16 protein-coding genes and 2 pseudogenes are annotated in these 18,825 nt (G+C 65.0%); 7 read left to right on the forward strand and 11 right to left on the reverse strand.

What is annotated here, in order from left to right; all coding sequences use genetic code 11:
* Window positions 1-10: 10 nt before the first annotated feature.
* A pseudogene (locus tag AC04SI_RS01400) lies at window positions 11-699 on the reverse strand (PIG-L deacetylase family protein).
* A 26-nt stretch (window positions 700-725) separates the two neighbouring features.
* On the opposite strand from AC04SI_RS01400, the pseudogene AC04SI_RS01405 reads away from it, so the two are divergent.
* The 5 genes and pseudogenes from AC04SI_RS01405 to nhaA all read left to right on the forward strand — a co-directional run bounded on the left by AC04SI_RS01405 (window position 726) and on the right by nhaA (window position 7,507).
* A pseudogene (locus AC04SI_RS01405) lies at window positions 726-1,615 on the forward strand (DMT family transporter).
* A gap of 83 nt (window positions 1,616-1,698) precedes the next feature.
* Window positions 1,699-4,161: an ATP-dependent helicase HrpB gene (hrpB, locus tag AC04SI_RS01410; protein WP_488473822.1), complete on the forward strand. Its 2,463-nt coding sequence runs from the start codon at window positions 1,699-1,701 to the stop codon at window positions 4,159-4,161.
* Between the two features lie 55 nt (window positions 4,162-4,216).
* Window positions 4,217-5,539: an ActS/PrrB/RegB family redox-sensitive histidine kinase gene (locus AC04SI_RS01415; protein WP_404275366.1), complete on the forward strand. Its 1,323-nt coding sequence runs from the start codon at window positions 4,217-4,219 to the stop codon at window positions 5,537-5,539.
* 119 nt (window positions 5,540-5,658) lie between these two features.
* Window positions 5,659-6,222, forward strand: coding sequence for an ActR/PrrA/RegA family redox response regulator transcription factor (locus AC04SI_RS01420; RefSeq protein WP_040584356.1), 564 nt, complete (start codon window positions 5,659-5,661; stop codon window positions 6,220-6,222).
* A gap of 85 nt (window positions 6,223-6,307) precedes the next feature.
* Window positions 6,308-7,507: a Na+/H+ antiporter NhaA gene (gene nhaA / locus AC04SI_RS01425; RefSeq protein ID WP_404275071.1), complete on the forward strand. Its 1,200-nt coding sequence runs from the start codon at window positions 6,308-6,310 to the stop codon at window positions 7,505-7,507.
* Here the strand turns inward: nhaA and AC04SI_RS01430 are convergent.
* From AC04SI_RS01430 to AC04SI_RS01440, 3 genes are all read right to left on the reverse strand, one after another.
* Window positions 7,504-8,538 carry an RNA polymerase subunit sigma-70 gene (locus AC04SI_RS01430; RefSeq protein WP_404275073.1) on the reverse strand — a complete coding sequence of 345 codons (1,035 nt, stop codon included), beginning with the start codon at window positions 8,536-8,538 and terminating at the stop codon, window positions 7,504-7,506. The two genes, nhaA and AC04SI_RS01430, sit on opposite strands and share 4 nt — an antisense overlap.
* Before the next feature lie 42 nt (window positions 8,539-8,580).
* Window positions 8,581-9,327, reverse strand: coding sequence for an SDR family NAD(P)-dependent oxidoreductase (locus tag AC04SI_RS01435; RefSeq protein WP_404275074.1), 747 nt, complete (start codon window positions 9,325-9,327; stop codon window positions 8,581-8,583).
* 190 nt (window positions 9,328-9,517) lie between these two features.
* Window positions 9,518-10,018, reverse strand: coding sequence for an MmcB family DNA repair protein (locus AC04SI_RS01440; RefSeq protein WP_404275076.1), 501 nt, complete (start codon window positions 10,016-10,018; stop codon window positions 9,518-9,520).
* Window positions 10,019-10,826: 808 nt separating this feature from the next.
* Here AC04SI_RS01440 and AC04SI_RS01445 point away from each other — a divergent pair.
* Entirely contained in the window at window positions 10,827-11,021 is a 195-nt protein-coding gene (locus tag AC04SI_RS01445; protein ID WP_404275078.1) for a hypothetical protein, read from the forward strand.
* A 37-nt stretch (window positions 11,022-11,058) separates the two neighbouring features.
* Here the strand turns inward: AC04SI_RS01445 and cueR are convergent, their stop codons facing one another.
* The gene (gene cueR / locus AC04SI_RS01450) at window positions 11,059-11,472 is read right to left on the reverse strand and encodes a Cu(I)-responsive transcriptional regulator (RefSeq protein WP_006206892.1); all 414 of its coding nucleotides are present in this window, start codon (window positions 11,470-11,472) and stop codon (window positions 11,059-11,061) included.
* 227 nt (window positions 11,473-11,699) lie between these two features.
* On the opposite strand from cueR, the gene AC04SI_RS01455 reads away from it, so the two are divergent.
* The gene (locus AC04SI_RS01455; RefSeq protein WP_404275079.1) at window positions 11,700-12,317 is read left to right on the forward strand and encodes a L,D-transpeptidase; all 618 of its coding nucleotides are present in this window, start codon (window positions 11,700-11,702) and stop codon (window positions 12,315-12,317) included.
* Window positions 12,318-12,473: 156 nt separating this feature from the next.
* On the opposite strand, the gene AC04SI_RS01460 is transcribed toward AC04SI_RS01455, so the two are convergent.
* The 6 genes from AC04SI_RS01460 to murJ form a co-directional block, all read right to left on the reverse strand.
* Entirely contained in the window at window positions 12,474-13,043 is a 570-nt protein-coding gene (locus AC04SI_RS01460; RefSeq protein WP_006206890.1) for a NifU family protein, read from the reverse strand.
* 187 nt (window positions 13,044-13,230) lie between these two features.
* Window positions 13,231-13,722: a universal stress protein gene (locus tag AC04SI_RS01465; RefSeq protein WP_006206889.1), complete on the reverse strand. Its 492-nt coding sequence runs from the start codon at window positions 13,720-13,722 to the stop codon at window positions 13,231-13,233.
* An 88-nt stretch (window positions 13,723-13,810) separates the two neighbouring features.
* Window positions 13,811-14,878: a tryptophan--tRNA ligase gene (gene trpS / locus AC04SI_RS01470; RefSeq protein ID WP_006206888.1), complete on the reverse strand. Its 1,068-nt coding sequence runs from the start codon at window positions 14,876-14,878 to the stop codon at window positions 13,811-13,813.
* Between the two features lie 150 nt (window positions 14,879-15,028).
* Window positions 15,029-16,393, reverse strand: a complete 1,365-nt coding sequence (locus tag AC04SI_RS01475) for a glycosyltransferase family 2 protein (RefSeq protein ID WP_488473823.1) — start codon at window positions 16,391-16,393, stop codon at window positions 15,029-15,031.
* 1 nt (window position 16,394) lies between these two features.
* On the reverse strand, window positions 16,395-16,925 hold the full coding sequence (locus tag AC04SI_RS01480) for a dTDP-4-dehydrorhamnose 3,5-epimerase family protein (protein ID WP_404275082.1): 531 nt from the start codon (window positions 16,923-16,925) through the stop codon (window positions 16,395-16,397).
* Window positions 16,926-17,198: 273 nt separating this feature from the next.
* Window positions 17,199-18,809 (reverse strand): murein biosynthesis integral membrane protein MurJ, encoded by a 1,611-nt coding sequence (gene murJ, locus AC04SI_RS01485; protein ID WP_404275083.1) that lies wholly within the window; start codon window positions 18,807-18,809, stop codon window positions 17,199-17,201.
* Window positions 18,810-18,825: the final 16 nt, after the last annotated feature.

Genomic DNA, 18,825 nt, shown 5'->3' on the forward strand with positions numbered 1-18,825 from the left:
GCAGCCGGCTTTACTTGACCGTTTTCGCGCTGACCGTCACCGGCCGGATCGCCGGCGCCGGCGGCAGCAAAGCGCGGATGTCGGCAAAGGGGAACACCGGTTCGAAGCGGAACGCTTCGGCGAGCGCGCCTGGCGCGCCGTTGCACTGGCCGGCACGAAATTCGTTCTGCACACGCGCCGCTCGACGAAGCGCTCGGGATCCTGCGAGCGATGCGCCCGGATCGCCCGCGCCTTGATGTCGGCGTGGGCTGTTATCTCAACGTAATGCGTCGGCGCAAAGCCGGTGCCGCCAAGCGTATCGGCATGCAGCACCGGCACGGTGAAGGACGCTGCGATGCGCACCCCGTCCGACAGCGCGCGGTGGTCGCCGTGATAGTCGTTCGGCGCATGGGTGATGACGAGATCCGGCTTCACCTCGCCGATCAGCGCCTTCAGCGCCGCGATCAGGGCGGCGTCGGCGACGAGCGCGCCGTCCGGAAAGTCGAGGAAGCGTGGGACAACACCGAGCAGCCCTGCCGCTTCCGTCGCCTCCTCGCGGCGCGCGCGGGCAAGCGTTGCCGGATCGCCTCGGCCACCTTTGGCGCCATCCGTGGCTATGGCAAAAGTCAGCTCTGCGCCTTGCGTGGCATAGGCGGCGATCGTACCGAACGTGAAGATCTCGATGTCGTCCGGATGCGCGCCGAGCGCCAGTACCCTCACTCTACTCTCCCCGGAAATGGAACAACGTGCCGAACGGAATCCTGCTCGCCCTGATCGCCTACGCAAGCTATTCGTGCAACGACGCCGTTGTCAAAAGCCTGGGCGGGCAGTTCAGCGTCTTCGAGATCGGCTTCTTCTCGACGCTGTTTTCCGGCTGTTTCCTGCTCTTCACCCGACCGAACGGCGAACGGTGGCGTGACTTCTGGCGCACCAAGCGGCCCTGGGCGGTGCAGGCGCGCGCCTGGGCCGGCATCGCATCGGGCGTGCTCAGCGTCTATGCCTTCACCACCATCCCGCTGGCCGAAGCCTACGCGCTGATCTTCCTGGCGCCGCTCTGCGTCACCATCCTTTCCACCGTCGTCCTCAAGGAGAAGGTCGGCCCCTGGCGCTGGCTGGCGGTGGTCGCCGGCTTTGCCGGCGTCATGCTGGTCGTGCGGCCGGGGTTTCGCGAACTGCATCTCGGCCACCTCGCGGCTTTCGGCGTTGCCTTCTTGGCCGCAGCCAGCGTCATCCTGATGCGCTCGCTGGCGCAGCAGGAGAAACGCACGACCATGCTCGGCGTGCTGATCGGCTACGGCCTGGTCTTCAACGGCATCGGCGCTGCCGCCACCTCGTTCACGCTGCCCGACGCCAGGCAGCTGGTATGGTTTGTCATATCGGGCGCCTTCACCTCCTGCGGACAGTTTCTGCAGCTGCTTGCGGTCAAATACGCTCCCGCCAACCGCATCGCGCCGACGCACTATTCGCAGATCGTCTGGGCGGTGATCCTCGGCGCGCTGTTCTTCCGGGAGTATCCCGATGCCTGTCGCTGGTCGGCCTCGCCGTCGTCGGCGGTTCCGGCCTGCTGACCATGGTGCGCGAGGAGGTGCGGCTGGGCACGGTGCGCTGGAACCCGTTTTCGCGGACCCGGCTTTGAGCCGGCCGGAAATGGTCCGGTTGCGCGGTGGTCGCTGTCGCTGATATGCGGGCGATGCGGACTGGCTGTACACCCCGAGGACAATGAGCAAAAACCCCCTGCCGGAGCTTCCGGTCTCCGCCGTGCTGCCGGCGCTCGGCGAAGCGCTGGCAAAGCAGAGCAGCGCCGTGCTGGTGGCGCCGCCCGGCGCCGGCAAGACGACGCTGGTGCCGCTGGCGCTGCTCGACGCGCCATGGCTGGGCACGGGCAAGATCGTCCTGCTCGAGCCGCGCCGGCTCGCCGCCCGCGCCGCGGCCCGCCGCATGGCCGAGCTGATCGGCGAGGAGCCGGGCGGCACGGTCGGCTATGCCATGCGCATGGAGAACCGCACCTCGGCCCGGACGAAAATCCTCGTCGTCACCGAAGGCGTGCTCGCGCGCATGATCCTCGACGATCCGGAACTGCCCGGTGTTTCGGCGGTGCTCTTCGACGAGTTCCACGAACGCTCGCTCGACGGCGATTTCGGCCTGGCGCTGGCGCTCGACGTGCAGGGGGCGCTCAGGCCGGACCTGCGCCTGCTGGTGATGTCGGCAACGCTCGACGGCGCGCGCGTCGCCCGGCTGCTGTCCGGCGCTCCGGTGATCGAAAGCCAGGGCCGCGCCTTTCCCGTCGATATCCGTTACGACGAGCGGCCGGCCGGTGTGCCGATCGAGGACGCGATGGCCAAGGCGATCCGCGCCGCACTCGCCGAGGAGGGCGGCAGCGTGCTCGCCTTCCTGCCGGGCCAGCGCGAGATCGAGCGCACCGCCGAGCGGCTGCACGACCGGATGGGCGCCGACACCGATATCGTGCCGCTCTACGGCATGCTCGACAACAGGGCGCAGGATGCCGCCATCAAGCCGGCGCCTCCAGGTCGTCGCAAGGTGGTGCTGGCGACTTCGATCGCCGAAACCTCGATAACCATCGACGGCGTGCGCGTCGTCATCGATTCCGGCCTGTCGCGGCTGCCGCGCTACGAGCCAGCCAGCGGCCTGACCCGGCTGGAGACAGTGCGGGTCAGCCGCGCCTCGGCCGACCAGCGCGCCGGCCGCGCCGGACGCACGCAAGCCGGCGTCGCCGTCAGGCTGTGGCGGGCCGAGCAGACGGCGGCACTCCCCGCCTTCACGCCGCCGGAGATCCTCGAGGCGGATCTGTCCGGCCTGTTGCTCGATTGCGCTGCCTTCGGAGTCGCCGATCCCGCGAGCCTTTCCTTCCTCGATCCGCCGCCGGCGCCAGCACTCAACGAGGCGAGGGCGCTGCTGCGCGCGCTGCACGCCATCGACGGAGAGGGGCGACTGACGGAGGCGGGCGCCGCGATGCGCAAGCTGGCACTGCCGGTGCGGCTCGCCCACATGGTCGCCGAAGCCGCCGGAACCGGTCACGCCCTTGAGGCCGCGACGCTCGCCGTGCTGCTCACCGAGCGCGGCCTTGGCGGCGACGGCGCCGACCTCGAGCGCCGGCTGATGCGGTTTCGCAGCGAAAAATCGCCGCGCGCCGTCGCAGCGCGCCAGCTTGCCGAGCGGCTGGCCAAACAGGCCGGCGGTGCGAAGAACAATGAGCCGGCATCTGCAGGCGCCCTGCTCATCCACGCCTGGCCGGACCGCGTCGCCAGGGCACGCGGCGAGCGCGGCCGTTTCGTGCTGGCCAACGGCTCGGGCGCCATGCTCGACGCCGCCGATGCGCTGGCGGGCGAGACCTGGCTGGTCGTCGCCGATCTGCAGGGCAAGGCCCAGAACGCCCGCATCAGCGCGGCGGCTCCGGTCGACGAGGCCGATATCCGTGCGGCACTCGCCGACAGGATCGAGACCCGCCGCGAGACGAGCTTCGACCGCGGCCGGCGCGCCGTTCGCGTGCGCGAGACGGCTCGGCTCGGCTCCATCACCCTTTCCGAACGCATGCTGCCGGCGCCATCGGGCGCCGACGCGGATCAGGCGATCCTCGAAGCCTTGCGCGAGCACGGCCTGTCGCTGCTCGACTGGGGCAAGGAGGCCGAGACCCTGCGCCAACGGCTCGGCTGGCTGCACCGTGGCCTCGGCGCGCCCTGGCCCGACGTTTCCGACGCAGCATTGATCGACCGGCTCGACAACTGGCTACTGCCGTTCCTCACCGGCGCGGCGTCTTTTGCCGCCATCAATTCCAGTGCGCTTTCGGCCGGCCTGATGGCGCTGGTGCCGCATGAATTGCAACGCCGGATCGATGCGCTGGCGCCGACGCATTTCGACGCGCCCTCAGGCAGCCACGTGCCGATCCGCTATGACGGCGAATGGCCGGTGCTGGCGATCCGCGTGCAGGAATTGTTCGGCCTCGACCGGCATCCGGCGATCGCGGGCGGCAGCGTGCCGCTGACGCTCGAATTGCTGTCGCCCGCGCACCGGCCGATCCAGACGACGCGCGACCTGCCCGGTTTCTGGCGTGGCTCCTGGGCCGATGTGCGCACCGACATGCGCGGCCGCTATCCCCGGCATGTCTGGCCCGAGAACCCGCTGCTCGCCGCCGCCACCAGCCGAGCAAAACCGCGCGGGACATGATGCATCCGGATAGAAACATCTACCGCTTGTCCTTTCCCGGCTATAATCCTTGGCCATGATCAAGATCCTCAACGCGCCCGACTTTCAACAAAGCCAGCGGCTGCGCCTCAACACGCTGATCAGGCTGCGCTGGCTGGCCATCGTCGGCCAGAGCCTGACGGTGCTTCTCGTCGCTTACGGGCTGAAATTCCCGCTGCCGGTCAGCATGTGCTTCGCGCTGATCGCCTGCTCGGCCTGGATGAATTTGTGGCTGACCTTTCGCTATCCGGCGGCGCATCGGCTGACCCCGCTGTCGGCCTTTGTCATCCTGACCTTCGACAGCCTGCAACTTGCCGGCCTGCTCTATATGACCGGCGGCCTCACCAACCCGTTCTCGGTGCTGATGACCGTGCCGGTCGTCATCTCGGCGGCGTCGTTGCCGCTGCGCCTCACCGCGGTGCTCGGCGCGCTGGTCATGACGGCGGCCACCTTACTGGTCTTCTTCCATCAGCCGCTGCCCTGGCACGAAGGCGCGCCCCTGGAGATGCCGTTCGTCTATGTCGCCGGCATCTGGATGGCGGTGTTCTCGTCCATCGCCTTCACCGCTATCTACGCCTTCCGCGTCGCCGAGGAGGCGCGCCTGCTCGCCAACGCGCTCGCCGCTACAGAACTGGTGCTGCAGCGCGAGCAGCATCTTTCCGCCCTGGACGGCCTTGCCGCTGCCGCCGCGCATGAACTGGGCACGCCGCTCGCCACCATCGCGCTTGTCGCCAAGGAAATGGAGAAGGTGCTTGGCGACGACCCGAAATACCGCGAGGACGTGACGCTGCTGCGTTCGCAAAGCGAGCGCTGCCGCGAGATCCTGAAACGGCTGACCAGCCTGTCCTCCGAGGGCGAGGCGCATCTCTCCCGCCTGCCGCTGACCTCGCTGGTCGAGGAGGTGACGGCGCCGCACCGCGATTTCGGCATTTCGATCAAGCTCCGGCCGGGCGAGCGCATCGGTGCCGAACCGGTCGGGCGGCGCAACCCGGGCGTCATCTACGGTCTCGGCAATCTGGTCGAGAACGCCGTCGACTTCGCCCGCAAGACCGTCACCGTCCGCTGGAGTTGGGACGACGAACACGTCTCCTTCTCGATCATCGACGATGGGCCGGGCTTCCCGCCTGAGATCATCGACCGCATCGGCGAGCCCTATATGTCGACGCGCCAGGGCAACGAGGCCGGCGGCGGCCTGGGTCTTGGGCTGTTTATCGCCAAGACCTTGCTCGAGCGCTCCGGCGCCACGCTCGATTTCCGCAATTCGAGCGGGCTGGGCGAGGGCGCCGTGGTGCATATTTCGTGGCCGCGCAGCGTCTTCCTCAATCCCGAATCGTCTTCGAGCATGTTCGACACCGCCTGAAATCGGTGCCGCAACCTGCATATTGGCCCTATCCCCCCGGTTTCAGGCGCTAAAAATTGGACAATAGTGCTGCGGAACTGTATCTGCGTAAAATTAAGGCAGCAGGAATTCTGGAAGCGATGAGCGGAGACGAAACGACTGGCGCAATGGTTGAAGGCGAGGACACCTCGCTGCTGATCGTCGATGACGACAAGCCGTTCCTGACGCGGCTTGCCCGCGCCATGGAAACCAGGGGCTTCGTGGTCGAGACGGCCGACAGCGTCGAGGAGGCAGTGACGAAAGCACGCGCCCATCCGCCGGCCTACGCGGTGGTCGACATGCGGCTCGGCGACGGCAATGGCCTCGATGTCGTTGCTGCCATCCGCGAGAAGCGCGACGATGCCCGCGCCGTCATCCTCACCGGCTATGGCAACATCGCCACCGCGGTGACGGCGGTAAAACTCGGCGCCATCGACTATCTGTCGAAGCCGGCCGACGCCGACGACATCTTTGCCGCGCTGACCCGCACATCGGGCGAACGCGCCGCACCGCCGGAGAATCCGATGTCGGCCGACCGCGTCCGCTGGGAGCACATCCAGCGCGTCTACGAAATGTGCGACCGCAACGTTTCGGAGACCGCGCGCCGGCTCAACATGCATCGCCGCACGCTGCAGCGGATCCTGGCCAAACGCGCGCCACGCTAACCACGGGCTGACTTGCGGGCTGCTTGCCTCGCAACCAAGGCTTGCGCATCATCTGCCAAGGCGATTCCGAAGTGACGGAGGCGATATGCGGGACGACACAGCGCGGCCGGTTTCCATCTTTCGCGAATTCCTCGACGGCGAGGCGGCCGGCGGCATCATCCTGATGGGCGCCGCGGCACTGGCCCTGATCGTCGCCAATTCGCCGCTGTCCGAAACCTATTTTGCCGCCCTCCACGCCTATCTCGGGCCGCTCAGCGTCTCGCACTGGATCAATGACGGGCTGATGGCGGTGTTCTTCCTGCTCGTCGGGCTGGAGATCAAACGCGAGATGCTGGATGGCCAGCTCTCGACCTGGCCGCGGCGCGTGCTGCCGGGCATTGCGGCGGCAGGCGGCATGGTGGTTCCGGCGCTGGTCTATGTCGCTATTAACCGCGACAACACCGCTGCCCTGTCCGGGTGGGCGATCCCGACCGCCACCGACATCGCCTTTGCCCTTGGTGTCTTGTCGCTGCTCGGCAACCGCGTCCCGGCCTCGCTAAAAATCTTCCTCACCGCCTTGGCCATCATCGACGATCTCGGCGCCGTCATCATCATCGCGTTGTTCTATACAAGCGGCCTGTCGCTCGCCTATCTGGGCGCGGCCTTCGCGGTCATTGCGGTGCTCGTCGTGCTCAACCGCATGCGGGTGCTGACACTCGTGCCCTACCTCGTGCTGGGCATCGTCTTGTGGGTGCTGGTGCTGAAGTCGGGGGTGCACGCTACGCTCGCCGGCGTGGCGCTGGCGCTGACCATCCCGCTCGAACGCTCTCCCGGCATCAGCCACGACATAGAACATTCGCCGCTGCACCGGCTCGAACACGGCCTGCACAAAATCGTGCCCTTCATCGTCATCCCGATCTTCGGCTTCGCCAATGCCGGCGTCTCGCTCGCCGGCGTCAGCCTGGCCGCGCTGGTCGAGCCGCTGACGCTGGGGGTGGCCGCCGGTCTCGTCGCCGGCAAACTGGTCGGCGTCTTCGGCTCCTCGGCGCTGGCCATCCGGCTGGGCTTCGCCGACCTGCCGGCGAATGCCGGCTGGCTGCATCTGGTCGGCATCTCGCTTCTGTGCGGCATCGGCTTCACCATGAGCCTGTTCATCGGCCTGCTCGCCTTCGCCAGCGATGTAGCGCTGCAGGATGCGGTCAAGGTCGGCATCCTAGCCGGCTCCCTCATCGCCGCGCTGCTTGGCGCCGCCGTGCTGCTGGTGGCGCCGGCGGCTGGCGAAGCCGATGGGGCGGACGAAGGCTAGGCTGGCCGCAGACCGAAGGCAGCAAACAATGAGGGGCCGAGCGGCGGCACATAGATCGTTAACGAGGCGATCTTCCCGTCGGCGGGCTCGATGACATGCAGAGAATGGGGCAGCCACGCAAGGTTCTGATGGCTGCGCGCGTAGACCGCGACCGCGGGCTGGCCATTGGCCCCGGTGGCCACCGCGCGATAGCCGGCAAAATTGCCCCAGACGGTCCCGAAAAAAGCCCGGATCGCCTTTCGCCCTCGGTACCATTCCCGCCATGGCGGCATGTGGTAGGTGGCGTCTTCGTGCAGCAGGTCGACGAGGCCGTCGAGGTTGTCCGCTTGCCAGGCCTGCATGTAGCGCTCGAGCAGCAGCCCCTCTTGCGGGCTGGGTTGCGATCGCTGCAGGGGACGCCCCCGAGGATAGCTCTGGCCAAGCGTTGCGCGGGCCCGCTGCAGGGCGCTGTTGATAGAAGCGGTCGAACCGCCCAGCAAGTGCGCCGTCTCGACCGCTGACCAGCCAAGCACGTCGCAAAGCAAAAGGGCGGCCCGCTGCCTGGGCGGCAGAAGCTGGATCGCCGCGACGAAAGCGAGTTGCACCGCTTCACGGGCCTCGTAGCGCGCGTCCGGACCCGGTTTGTCGTCGACCAGATCCGGAAGCTCCGCGTCCGGATAAGGCTCCAGCCAGGTGAGCTCGGCGGCGGGCCCGCCGGTCGCCCTCGAGTCAGAGGGCGGCCGTTCGGGCTCAAGGAGAATGCGATGCACACTCGACCTCGCCTTGATCGCGTTGAGGCAGCTGTTGGTGGCGATCGCGTAGAGCCAGCCACGAAGCGAGCCCCGGCCTTCGAATTGCGACCTTGCGCGCCAGGCCTTGAGGAAGGTGTCCTGGACAAGGTCGTCCGCCTCGTGCAGTGAACCCATCATCCGATAGCAATGCAGCTTGAGTTCGCGGCGATGGACCACTGTCAGGCGCTCGAAGGCCAGCCGATCGAGGATCGGCTGGCCTGGCCGGCCCAAGGGCTCAACAGGGCCAGAAGCGTCTGTCATACGGAGCCTGCGGTGCTGAAGTCGGCTGACATCCTGCGCGCCTCATGCCGCCGCCGCAAGTCCGCTGCCGCTCACCGTGAAGGAGCTGCCTTGCGGTTTGCCGGTGGCGAGCGCGACCACCGCGCGAGCGACATCGGCCGGTGTCTGCATGTCGGTCATGCTCGCCAGGAAGTCCTTCGGTCGGATGCCCATATAGGCCGAAATGCCGTCGATACCGCGGTCACCAACGCCGGTGCCCGGCATGATGCGCGCCGGCGCAAGTGCCATGAAGCGCAGGCCGAGGCCGAGCCGGTCCGCTTCCTTCTGGCTGTGACCGGCCAGGAACATCTGCATGCGTTTTGCGCCGGAATAGCCGCCTGAATTCGGCGGCCCACCGCTAAAGGCAGCACCACTGGAGATCAGCACCACCCGGCTCCCCGGCTTGAGCCGGCCCTGGAGCGCTGCCTTGCAGAACAGGAACGACGCCTTGACGTCCATGTCCCAGTTGGCCGAGAAGACCTCCCAGCTCTGCTCCTGGATGGGGGCGGACGGCGCGAGAGCGCCGGCTGAGATCACCAGCACATCCGGCGCCAGCGCGTCGAAAACCGCGTCGGGCGCGGTCTCCTCCGTCGCGTCGACCGAAAGCGTCTTCACGCCTGATGCCTCCCAGGAGAGTTTGTTGAGGTCGGCCGCGCTGCGGGCAACGGCAAGTACGGTCGCCCCTTCGCCGAGTGCTGCTTCCACGATCGAGCGGCCGACACCTCGGCTGCCTCCGATGACGACGACATTCTGAGCTTCTAACGATCCCATGGATCACCTCTCTTTCCGGCCGCCGGACCATCCGAGCGTGCCTGTTGATCAGGACAGCGCAGGCAGGCGGAAATCATCGGTGCGAGGTCAAAAAACCTTCTCAGGCGATGGGGCGGGCCGGCGCAAAGCTCCGATCTGACTCCGTCGCCAGCCGGCGACGCGCCAGGCCTGTCGCCTGCGCGACGCACTGCTATTCGCTCTCGCCCTCGAGTGCTGGCACCGCCACGCCGGCGAGTTCCGCCGCCAGCAGCCGTGCCGCACCAGCCCGCGCAATCCTCAGCATCAGCGCCTTGCGCGTTGCCGCCACCATGCGGTGCTCGGGCGCATCGCGCAGGATCTCGGCGCCGTAGCCGTCGGAGAGGATGAAGCCGCATTCCTCGGGAAAGATCTCCCCGGGCACGCCGGGATGGGTGGCGAAGAAGAAGCGGTCGGAATGTAGCCGGTAGTCGGGCCATTTGCGGTCGACCCGGAAATCCTCGATCGAGGATTTGATCTCGATGATCCAGATGTCGCCCTGGCGGGTGAGCGCCACAAGGTCGGCGCGGCGGCCGGTGGCCAAGGACAGTTCAGGCAGCACATGCGCGCCCATGTCCATCAACAGCCGCTGCACCCCACGCCGCACCAGCATGGCCCGCTCCGACTGGCGGCCATCGATCAAAGGGTTGAGGGGAATCGGCGAAATGATGGGCATGATGGGCACCATGCCAGATTTTGTTCACGGTTTGAACCCATGAACAGCACGAGGCCGGTGAAACGCCTTTAGTGACCACTAACGTAGCTAGGAACGCGTGCCGGACTTTCCATGAACGAAAGGCCACCAGCCTAGCTCGAATGGCTTATGGCGTTGCGTCGCCGTTCATACGACGGAACGAGACAGGCTTTATCGCCGGGCAAGGCTTGCGGGCAGCGGCTGTACCCGGCCGTAGGGGAACAGGGGAACGCTGCATCTTGCCGGTGATGTCCTTCACCGTCTTCAACAGCGCCTCATGCAGTGCCTGGAGCGAGCAATGCTCGCCGTAGGCGGCGGGACCGGCTCCGTTCCCACGTTGAATGAGCCGCAGCCTATGCCTGTCACATCAGCTTAACAATTCTTGGGTACCTGATAGGGCCTAGCCAACTTTTCCTCCGCCCCGCCGGCTTCATCCAAAGCAGACGGGGCTTATTTTTGGTGAAGACGGTTGCTGCACCGGTCCCGTCCCGTGCCCATTGGATGGAAGTTGGATCCTTGCCGGCGATGTCCCTTCGCCGCCTTCAACAGCGCCTCATGCAAAACCTGGAGCGAGGCGGTAGTGATCGCAGCCAGGCGATATCGGCGGGCCGATGATGCTCTTGTGCAGGCCGCGATCGTAAATTGACGGACCCAGCCAGATTAGATGGCTGCTACGCAAAGGGGCAATTACACCCAAAAGAAGTCAGGCCAGGACTGTTTTCAGCCTTGAAGGCCCACGAGCGCGGATCATATAAGAATATATACTTTTCCCATTGCTTCAGGGGTAGGCATGGCGGTGAACAGGGCAGCATCAAAAAGCGAGAAGCTCTCGGCCTTCGACCTCGATGCTCTGCGCGAGGTGTTCAGGAAGTCGGTTCGTGAGCATGACGTCTCAGCAGCCGATTGGGCGGAACACGCCAAATTGTTCCTCAAGCGGACAACCAAGCGCGAAGCGGGCAAGGAAATTATCAACCGCGTCGTTTAGGCGGCCCGGTATCAGCCATTGATGCCGCACCATCGCTCTATGCCGTTGGCGCTCGACTACCTTCAGCCGCCCCAGCCATATCATCCAAAATCGGGCAGTCCGGCCGGTCGTCGCCGTGGCAGGCGTGGATCAGTTTTTGTAGTGTCGCCCGCATCGACTGCAACTCGCGCACCTTCTCCTCGATGGCGCTGACATGGGCAGCGGCGATCTCGCGCACATCGTGGCTGGCGCGGCTGCGGTCCTGGTAGAGCGCCATCAACTGGCGGCAGTCGTCGATGGAAAAGCCGAGGTTGCGCGCGCGGCGCAGGAAGGCCAGCCGATGGATATCGTCGCCCGAATAGTCGCGGTAGCCATTGCCGGCGCGCGCCGGCGCGATCAGGCCGATCTCCTCATAGTAGCGGATGGTCTTGGCCGGCAGGCCGGAACGCTCCGCGGCAGCTCCGACATTCATGGCGTCTTCCCTGGTTTCGGCAGCTCCCGGAACTGCCCCATTGAAATTGCTTCACAATCCTGTGACGGCTGTTGCCGAAATGCCGCAGTCGCGGGCTTACCGGCACGTAAGGTCCTGCATATAGGCATCGCGCGCTTGGCAAGCAACGCAAATGCCAGCATGAATGGTTTCAGGAAAAAGCGGCCGACTCGTGCCGCGATCAACTGGGCAGGGCATCGGACCTATTCATGCGCATGAAGTCGTTTGCAATTGTCGCTGCCCTCGCGCTGTCGACCGCCATTAGCGGTTGCAGCACCATAGGTTCGAGGCTGTTTTCCAACGACTACGGCGCGGTCACCGATGCGGGCTATCAATTGCCGCGCATTCCGATCGAAAAGGTGCCGCGGAAGTATCACCGGCAAGAGGTGAATTACGACACCAGGGAACAGCCGGGCACCATCATCGTCGACACCCAGAACAAGTTCCTCTACTTCGTCGAGGGCGACGGCCGGGCGATACGCTACGGCATCGGCGTCGGCCGTGAAGGCTTCGAGTGGCACGGCACCGCCCGTATCGCGATCAAGCGCGAATGGCCGACCTGGACGCCGCCCTCGCAGATGATCAAGCGCCAGCCGGAGCTCGCCAAGTTTGCCGGCGGCATGGACCCCGGCCTGAAGAACCCGCTCGGTGCGCGCGCCATGTATCTGTTCAACAGGGGCGGCGACATGGGCTACCGCCTGCATGGCAGCCCGGAATGGAACTCAATTGGCAAGGCGATGTCGTCGGGCTGCATCCGGCTGATGAACCAGGACATTATCGACCTCTACGACCGCACGTCGGTCGGCGCCAAGGTCATCGTACTGTGACACCTTTTATGACGCGGACCGTCTAGGCAACAAATGGACGTCCAAAAACAGAAAACCGGGCAATTCGGCCCGGTTTTTTGTTGTCTGCATTCTGAGGTTGCGAAGCTCTTTTGAGAACTCGCCCTGCTGGTCAGCAGGGCAAGGCGGCCGATGGGGTCAAGAGACTTGTTCGACCTGCTGCACCTCGGGCACAAAATGCCGGAGCAGGTTCTGGATGCCGTGCTTCAGCGTCGCCGTCGACGACGGGCAGCCGGCGCAGGCGCCTTTCATGTGCAGGAACACGGTGCCGTTCTCGAAGCCGCGGAAGGTGATGTCGCCGCCATCCTGGGCAACCGCCGGGCGCACCCTGGTGTCGAGCAGTTCCTTGATGGTGATAACCAGCTCTTCGTCGGCCTTGTCGTAGAATTCGCCGGTCTGGCTGGTCTCGGCGGCGGGGCCGGCCCTGGCCATGACGGGCGCGCCCGACATGAAATGCTCCATGATAGCGCCGAGGATCGCCGGCTTCAGATGCTGCCAGTCGGGGCCGTCCTTGGTCACGGTGATGAAATCATAGCCGAAGAAGACGCCGGTCACGCCCGGGATCTCGAACAGCCGGCCGGCCAGCGGCGAAGCTCCTGCCGCACTGTCGGCGTCGCGGAAATCGGCGGTGCCTTCGCGCAGCACTTCCTTGCCGGGCAGGAACTTCAGCGTCGCAGGGTTCGGCGTCGATTCGGTCTGGATGAACATGGCTGTCTCCATGCCCGTGTCGGGCAATAGTTTGGAATAGTTCTAAATAGGCTCTATCGGCTGGACATTCAAGCGAAACGCGTCGCCCGAACGGCTGGCTGGCGGAATGTTTTTTCAGCGTCCCTGCGACGCGCTTTTGGGTGTGTTGAGCTTCAGGTCAGGCCGGCCTCACCTGAATATCGATACCTCAGGCCAGGCTGTCGATCTCCTCGTCCGAAAGATTCTGCGGCACCACGGTGACGGGAATAGGGAAGGCGGCGCCTTTGCCAGCCACCGCGCCGACCAGCGGCCCGGGGCCCTCCTTGCCGGCGCCTGCCGCGAGCACAAGGATGGCGATGTCCTGGTCTTCCTCGATCAGTCTGTGGATCTCTTCGGTCGGTTTGCCTTCGCGCACCACCAGCTCCGGCTCGATGCCGAGCTTCTGGCGCACCTTGTTGGCATAGCTGTCGAGCGCGGTGCGCGCCGTGGCGTTGGCCTCCTCGCGCATGATCTTCTCGACCCCCAGCCAGTGCTGGAAATCGTCCGGCTCGATTACATAGAGCAGCACCAGCACGCCACTGGTGCTCTGCGCCCGCTTCGAGGCGTAGGCGACGGCACGCTCGCATTCCGGCGTGTCGTCGATGATCGCCAGGAACTTGCGGCGATGTCCGGCTTCGCGACTGAGGCGCTTGGAGACCATGTCTATCTACTCGGTGGTTTCGGCCGCAATCTGCCACCCGCGCTGACCGGCCGCAAGCGGCCGGCAGTCGAGATGGTGACAGGACAGATCAGCCCTGCAAAAGGCCGATGATGTCGCGCACCGTCTTCATCGTGGATTCCGCCAGGGTGCCGGCACGTTCGCCACCGTCCCTCAGCACCGCGTCGACATAGGCGCGGTCGCCTTCGATGCGGCGCATCTCGCCGGCGATAGGCGCCAGCCTGTCGACGGCAAGATCGGCCAGCGCCGGCTTGAACACCGAAAACTGCTGGCCGCCGAATTCCTTCAGCACATCCGCCTTCGAGAGTTCGGCGAGGCCGGCATAGATGCCGACCAGGTTCTCCGCCTCGGGCCGGCCGGCAAGGCCGTCCAACTCGCTCGGCAAGGCTTCCGGGTCCGTCTTGGCCTTGCGGATCTTCTTCGAGATGGTATCGGCATCGTCGGTTAAATTGATGCGCGACAGGTCCGACGGGTCCGACTTCGACATCTTCTTGGAACCGTCACGCAGGCTCATGATGCGCGCCGCCGGCCCGCCGATGACCGGCTCGGTCAGCGGAAAATAGCCGTTCACCGTCTCCTCGCCGACCTGCATCTCGACGCCGACGCCAAGGGCCGCGATGCGGTCCGAAAAGTCGTTGTTGAATTTCTGCGCGATGTCGCGGGTCAGCTCAAGGTGCTGCTTCTGGTCCTCGCCCACCGGCACGTGCGTGGCGCGATAGAGCAGGATGTCGGCGGCCATCAGGCTCGGATAGGCGAGCAGGCCGAGCGAGGCGTTCTCGCGGTCCTTGCCGGCCTTGTCCTTGAACTGCGTCATGCGGTTCATCCAGCCGATGCGCGCCACGCAGTTGAAGATCCAGGCAAGCTCGGCGTGCTGCATGACCCGCGATTGGTTGAAGACGATGTGCTTCTTCGGGTCGATGCCGGAGGCGAGGAAGGCCGCGGTGATCGAGCGCGTCTGGTCGGCAAGGTCCTCATAGACCAGCTGCGCTGTCAGCGAATGCAGGTCGACGACGCAATAGATGCAGTCGGACTGTTCCTGCAGGGCGACGAATTTCTTGATGGCGCCGAGATAGTTGCCGAGATGCAGATTGCCGGTCGGCTGGACGCCCGAAAAGACGAGTGGTTTGAAGGCGGTCATGATGTCCTCATGGCTTGTGGAGGGCCGTATAAGCGTGATTCCAAAAAGTTGCAGACTTTTTGGAGCCAATCACGCGGCTGGAAACCGCGCGCGGCGAAAGTCTTGCGACGGCGCGCTTATGGACGAAGACCAAAAAAGCGGCAAGAGGGATCAGCGGGCCGGGCGGAACTTGGCGAGCAGGCGCTTGCCCCTTGCCAACTTGGCGAGCACCCGATTGCCCCTTGCCGACCTGGCGAGGAACCGCTTGCTCTGTGCAACAACGCTTCGCCACCCAAGCGGCGTGACCTCGATGTCGGCCACGCCGATGCCGGCGCGTTGTTCCGCGCGTCTCTGCAATCTGTTGAGATGAAGCTCCAGGATCGTATGATCGTCCTTTCGCAACGACGTTTCAAACGTCGCTTGCGCGTTCCAGAGATTGCCCTCCTGGCGCACTGCGGAAATGCTTGCCACGACCGGTTGGCCATTTACGGACAATTTGAGCCTGGTCAGCGTTTCGCGTTGAGGATGCTGGATTTCCAGGCGAATCCGCGCCTTGCCGGCATATTTGAACGGCACAAGCAGCTTTGGGCGCGGATTGCAGCCGACCCAGAGGATCCAGTCGCCACCTGCTTGGAGCGGAGACCAGTCGAGCGCCTTTGGCGAGTTGTCCTGCTTGATGACCTCGCGCTTCCTGAGGCTGCTCAGATTCGGGCGGACGATGCCCTTGTTCGTCGCAATCTGGGTCGCGAGCTGACCCTTCTCGAAGCGCTCGTAGTCCGGATGGACCATGACCATGTAAGTGTTGGCTGCCTTTGCCTTGGTCAGTTCAGAGGCCAGATAGCCCTCAAATCCCGGCCGGGCCATTCGCCGGGCCATTCGTTCCTGCTCGTCCGAGCCTTGGCTCATATAGCTTAGATAGCGGTGACCGGCAGCGAATTTCTGGACTGTGATCCGCTGCGTCGACACAAAATGCATGCCTGACTTTGCCGCTCGCAACATGAAATCCGCGTCGACGGGCGCAGTTATCTCTTTCGGACTGCGCCATTTGCCGATCCGATCGACAACGTCGCGTCGGTGGCCGAAACTCGAAGGCGGGAAGAAGTGCTTAAAAGCGGCGTCTGGTTCGCTGAAGATGCCGGTCACCCACCGAAAATTGCTTGCCCTGGGGCCATGAAAGATCGCGCCGCTTACGACAAAGTCCGGTCGCGGATCCCTTCCGAAAAGATCGGCGAGCGCCTGGAGATGGTCCGGAGCCCAGAGATCGTCATGACCGAGATAGGCAACGTATTGCCCGCGCGCCATTTCGATGCCCGCATTGTTGGGGAAGGCCTGGCTGCCGCCGCGCTCTGACAGGGTCGACCAGCGGATTTGACGGGACGCGAGCGCCTGTACCACATCCGCGGTATCGTCGGTGCAGCAATCGCCCACCACCAACAGCTCGAAGTCCTGGCGGGTTTGGCGCAGCACCGATTGTATCGACGGAAGGATATGCCTGCCGCGATTGTAGGTGGCCATGATGACGGAAAACGTCGTCATGCTATTCGAATTTGTACGGGATGCCCGGGTGATCGAAGCGGACCCGCGACTTGTCCGGATTTCTAGGGTCGTAGACGTTCGTCGGCATGTTGACGAATGTCGCGGTGCTCTTGCCACGGTTTTGAACCCCGTGAACGACATAGGGCGGGATTGTCAGCAGGATCTTGTTAGCCGCGCCGACGTCGAGAACGTCTATTTTTTGGTATGTCGGGCTATCCTTGCGTAGATCGTAGAGCACGACCCTGATGTCGCCATTTGTATAGGCGAGCCGGTCGAACTGTCGCTTGTGATAGACCCATGCCCTGATCGATCCCACCTCGGCTGATACCAGATAGACATGCGGCGGCGGGGTGATGGGCTCCAGCAGTGCCGACATGAGGACCGTAAGGTCGCCACGCTTGTCGCCTCTCGTCACCAACCGCTGAATCCGCACGCCCGCTACCAGATTTTCGCCCGGAATGTCCTCCAGAAGCGGAACGTCGTCTCCCCAAGGTTTGTCATCGATGAAATCTTCGAGCGACAGCGTTTCCATCGAACCCCCAACGTTAGCGCAAGTCTGAGCTTGCCTCTTCCGTTATGTCCGGTCGGCGCCAAAGACAATACCCCGAATGGGCGATGGCGGCTCAGCGCGGGGCAATTGCCTTGCGAGCTTCAGCCTCGGCCGAGGCAACCTCGCTTTCCATCGAGGCCACTCTCGGTTCCGCAACAACGCCATCCGCCTGAACACGGCGGACTGCTTTCACTACGCTAGCGCGCGCGTGTTACCAAGCCGTGCCGATGCTTGCACGGCCCGAAGAAATCAGGCTCACGGATCTGGAGACTGTTCCGTGACCGATGGCGCCGTCGCCTTTGCCGAACCGCGCTTGATGTTCCTTCGGACCATGCCGAAATCGGCGCCGCCGGTAGTGAAGGCGGTGACGAAGTAGAGCGCCGCCCCGCCGGCGACCAGTGCCAGAACCGTCGTTGCCTTGACGACCAGTGGCGAACCCGGGCCGAGCCTGACGGCCAACCAGTGCTCAGCGAAATAGAGCGCCGCTCCCATCACCGCCGCCGACAGCACCAGCCGGGGAATGCGTTTCAAGAGCGGCAGGTCGCGACCCCAATGGCCGCGCCGGATCAGCACGGCAAGCAACATCAGCGCGTTGACCCAGCCGGCGACGGCCGAGGCTACCGCAATGCCCGGCGCGCCCATCGACGGGAACAGCGTCAGCGCGGTCGCGACGTTCACCGCCACCGAGATGGCGGCAAACATCATTGGCGTACGCGTGTCCTCGCGGGCGAAATAGCCGGGGGTGAACGCCTTGATCAGCACGAAGGCCGGCAGGCCCAGGCCAAAGATCGCCAGGATCGCCGCCACGGTCGGCGTCGAATGGTTGGCGGCAAAGGCGCCGCGCTCATACACCAGCCGCACGATCGGCTCCGACATGACCCAGAGGGCGACGGCCGCCGGCAAGGTCATGAACAGCGTGAACTCGACCGAGCGGTTCTGCAGATTGGCCGCCTCGATCAGGTTTCCGGATTTCAGCGCCCGCGACAGTTCCGGCAACAGCACGATCGCCACCGCGACGCCGACGACGCCAAGCGGCAGCTGGTAGATGCGGTCGGCATAGGCGAGCGATGACACGGCGCTGTCCTGCGCCGAGGCGATCGCCGTGCCGATCAGCTGGTTGATCTGGGTGATGCCGCCGGTGATCGCCGCTGGCAGCGCCAGGATCAGCAACCGCTTGACGCTGGGCGTCATCTTCGGCCGGCGAAAGCCGATCGAGATGCCGGCATGGCGCACCGCCACCCAGACGATGGCGAGTTGCACCAGCCCCGCCGCGAGCACGCCCCAGGACAGGCCGAAGCCGACGGCGTGGGCGTCCAGTCCCTTGTACCAGGCATAGGCCAGCACACCGATCAGGATGATGTTGAGGAACACCGGCGCCACGGCGGCGGCGAAATAGCGGCGCAGCGAATTCAGCATGCCGGCCATCATGGCGCCGAGCGACATGCAGATCAGGTAGGGAAACATGATGGTCGCAAGCCGGACCGTCGTCTCGAACTTGCCCGGCGTGTCGGCAAAGCCCGGCGCCACCAGGTAGCGCACGATCAGCGGCATCGCCAGTTCCATGACGATGGTCAGCGCCAGCAGTGCCGTGAACAGCACGCCGAACACCTCTTCGGAAAAGCGCTTGGCGCCCTCGGTGCCGTGGGTCTCGATCTCCTTGGCGAACAGCGGCACGAAGGCGGCGTTGAAGGCGCCTTCGGCGAAGAGCCGGCGGAAGGTGTTGGGAAACTGGAAGGCGGCGTTGAAGGCGTCGGCGACCGGCCCGGTGCCGAGTGCGGCCGCCATAAGCATCTCGCGGCCGAAGCCGAGCGCGCGGCTCATCAGCGTGCCGGACGCGACGGTGGCGAATTTCTTGACAAGGCTCATGCGCGGGGAGACTGAC

This window comes from Mesorhizobium sp. CNPSo 4689, from assembly GCF_057784325.1.

Excerpts from the sequence above, each read along its gene's own strand:
- hrpB (WP_488473822.1), top strand. The coding sequence starts at position 1,699 with ATGAGCAAAAACCCCCTGCCGGAGCTTCCGGTCTCCGCCGTGCTGCCG.
- AC04SI_RS01415 (WP_404275366.1), top strand. The coding sequence starts at position 4,217 with ATGATCAAGATCCTCAACGCGCCCGACTTTCAACAAAGCCAGCGGCTG.
- AC04SI_RS01420 (WP_040584356.1), top strand. The coding sequence starts at position 5,659 with ATGAGCGGAGACGAAACGACTGGCGCAATGGTTGAAGGCGAGGACACC.
- nhaA (WP_404275071.1), top strand. The coding sequence starts at position 6,308 with ATGCGGGACGACACAGCGCGGCCGGTTTCCATCTTTCGCGAATTCCTC.
- AC04SI_RS01430 (WP_404275073.1), bottom strand. The coding sequence starts at position 8,538 with ATGACAGACGCTTCTGGCCCTGTTGAGCCCTTGGGCCGGCCAGGCCAG.
- AC04SI_RS01435 (WP_404275074.1), bottom strand. The coding sequence starts at position 9,327 with ATGGGATCGTTAGAAGCTCAGAATGTCGTCGTCATCGGAGGCAGCCGA.
- AC04SI_RS01440 (WP_404275076.1), bottom strand. The coding sequence starts at position 10,018 with ATGCCCATCATTTCGCCGATTCCCCTCAACCCTTTGATCGATGGCCGC.
- AC04SI_RS01445 (WP_404275078.1), top strand. The coding sequence starts at position 10,827 with ATGGCGGTGAACAGGGCAGCATCAAAAAGCGAGAAGCTCTCGGCCTTC.
- cueR (WP_006206892.1), bottom strand. The coding sequence starts at position 11,472 with ATGAATGTCGGAGCTGCCGCGGAGCGTTCCGGCCTGCCGGCCAAGACC.
- AC04SI_RS01455 (WP_404275079.1), top strand. The coding sequence starts at position 11,700 with ATGCGCATGAAGTCGTTTGCAATTGTCGCTGCCCTCGCGCTGTCGACC.
- AC04SI_RS01460 (WP_006206890.1), bottom strand. The coding sequence starts at position 13,043 with ATGTTCATCCAGACCGAATCGACGCCGAACCCTGCGACGCTGAAGTTC.
- AC04SI_RS01465 (WP_006206889.1), bottom strand. The coding sequence starts at position 13,722 with ATGGTCTCCAAGCGCCTCAGTCGCGAAGCCGGACATCGCCGCAAGTTC.
- trpS (WP_006206888.1), bottom strand. The coding sequence starts at position 14,878 with ATGACCGCCTTCAAACCACTCGTCTTTTCGGGCGTCCAGCCGACCGGC.
- AC04SI_RS01475 (WP_488473823.1), bottom strand. The coding sequence starts at position 16,393 with ATGACGACGTTTTCCGTCATCATGGCCACCTACAATCGCGGCAGGCAT.
- AC04SI_RS01480 (WP_404275082.1), bottom strand. The coding sequence starts at position 16,925 with ATGGAAACGCTGTCGCTCGAAGATTTCATCGATGACAAACCTTGGGGA.
- murJ (WP_404275083.1), bottom strand. The coding sequence starts at position 18,809 with ATGAGCCTTGTCAAGAAATTCGCCACCGTCGCGTCCGGCACGCTGATG.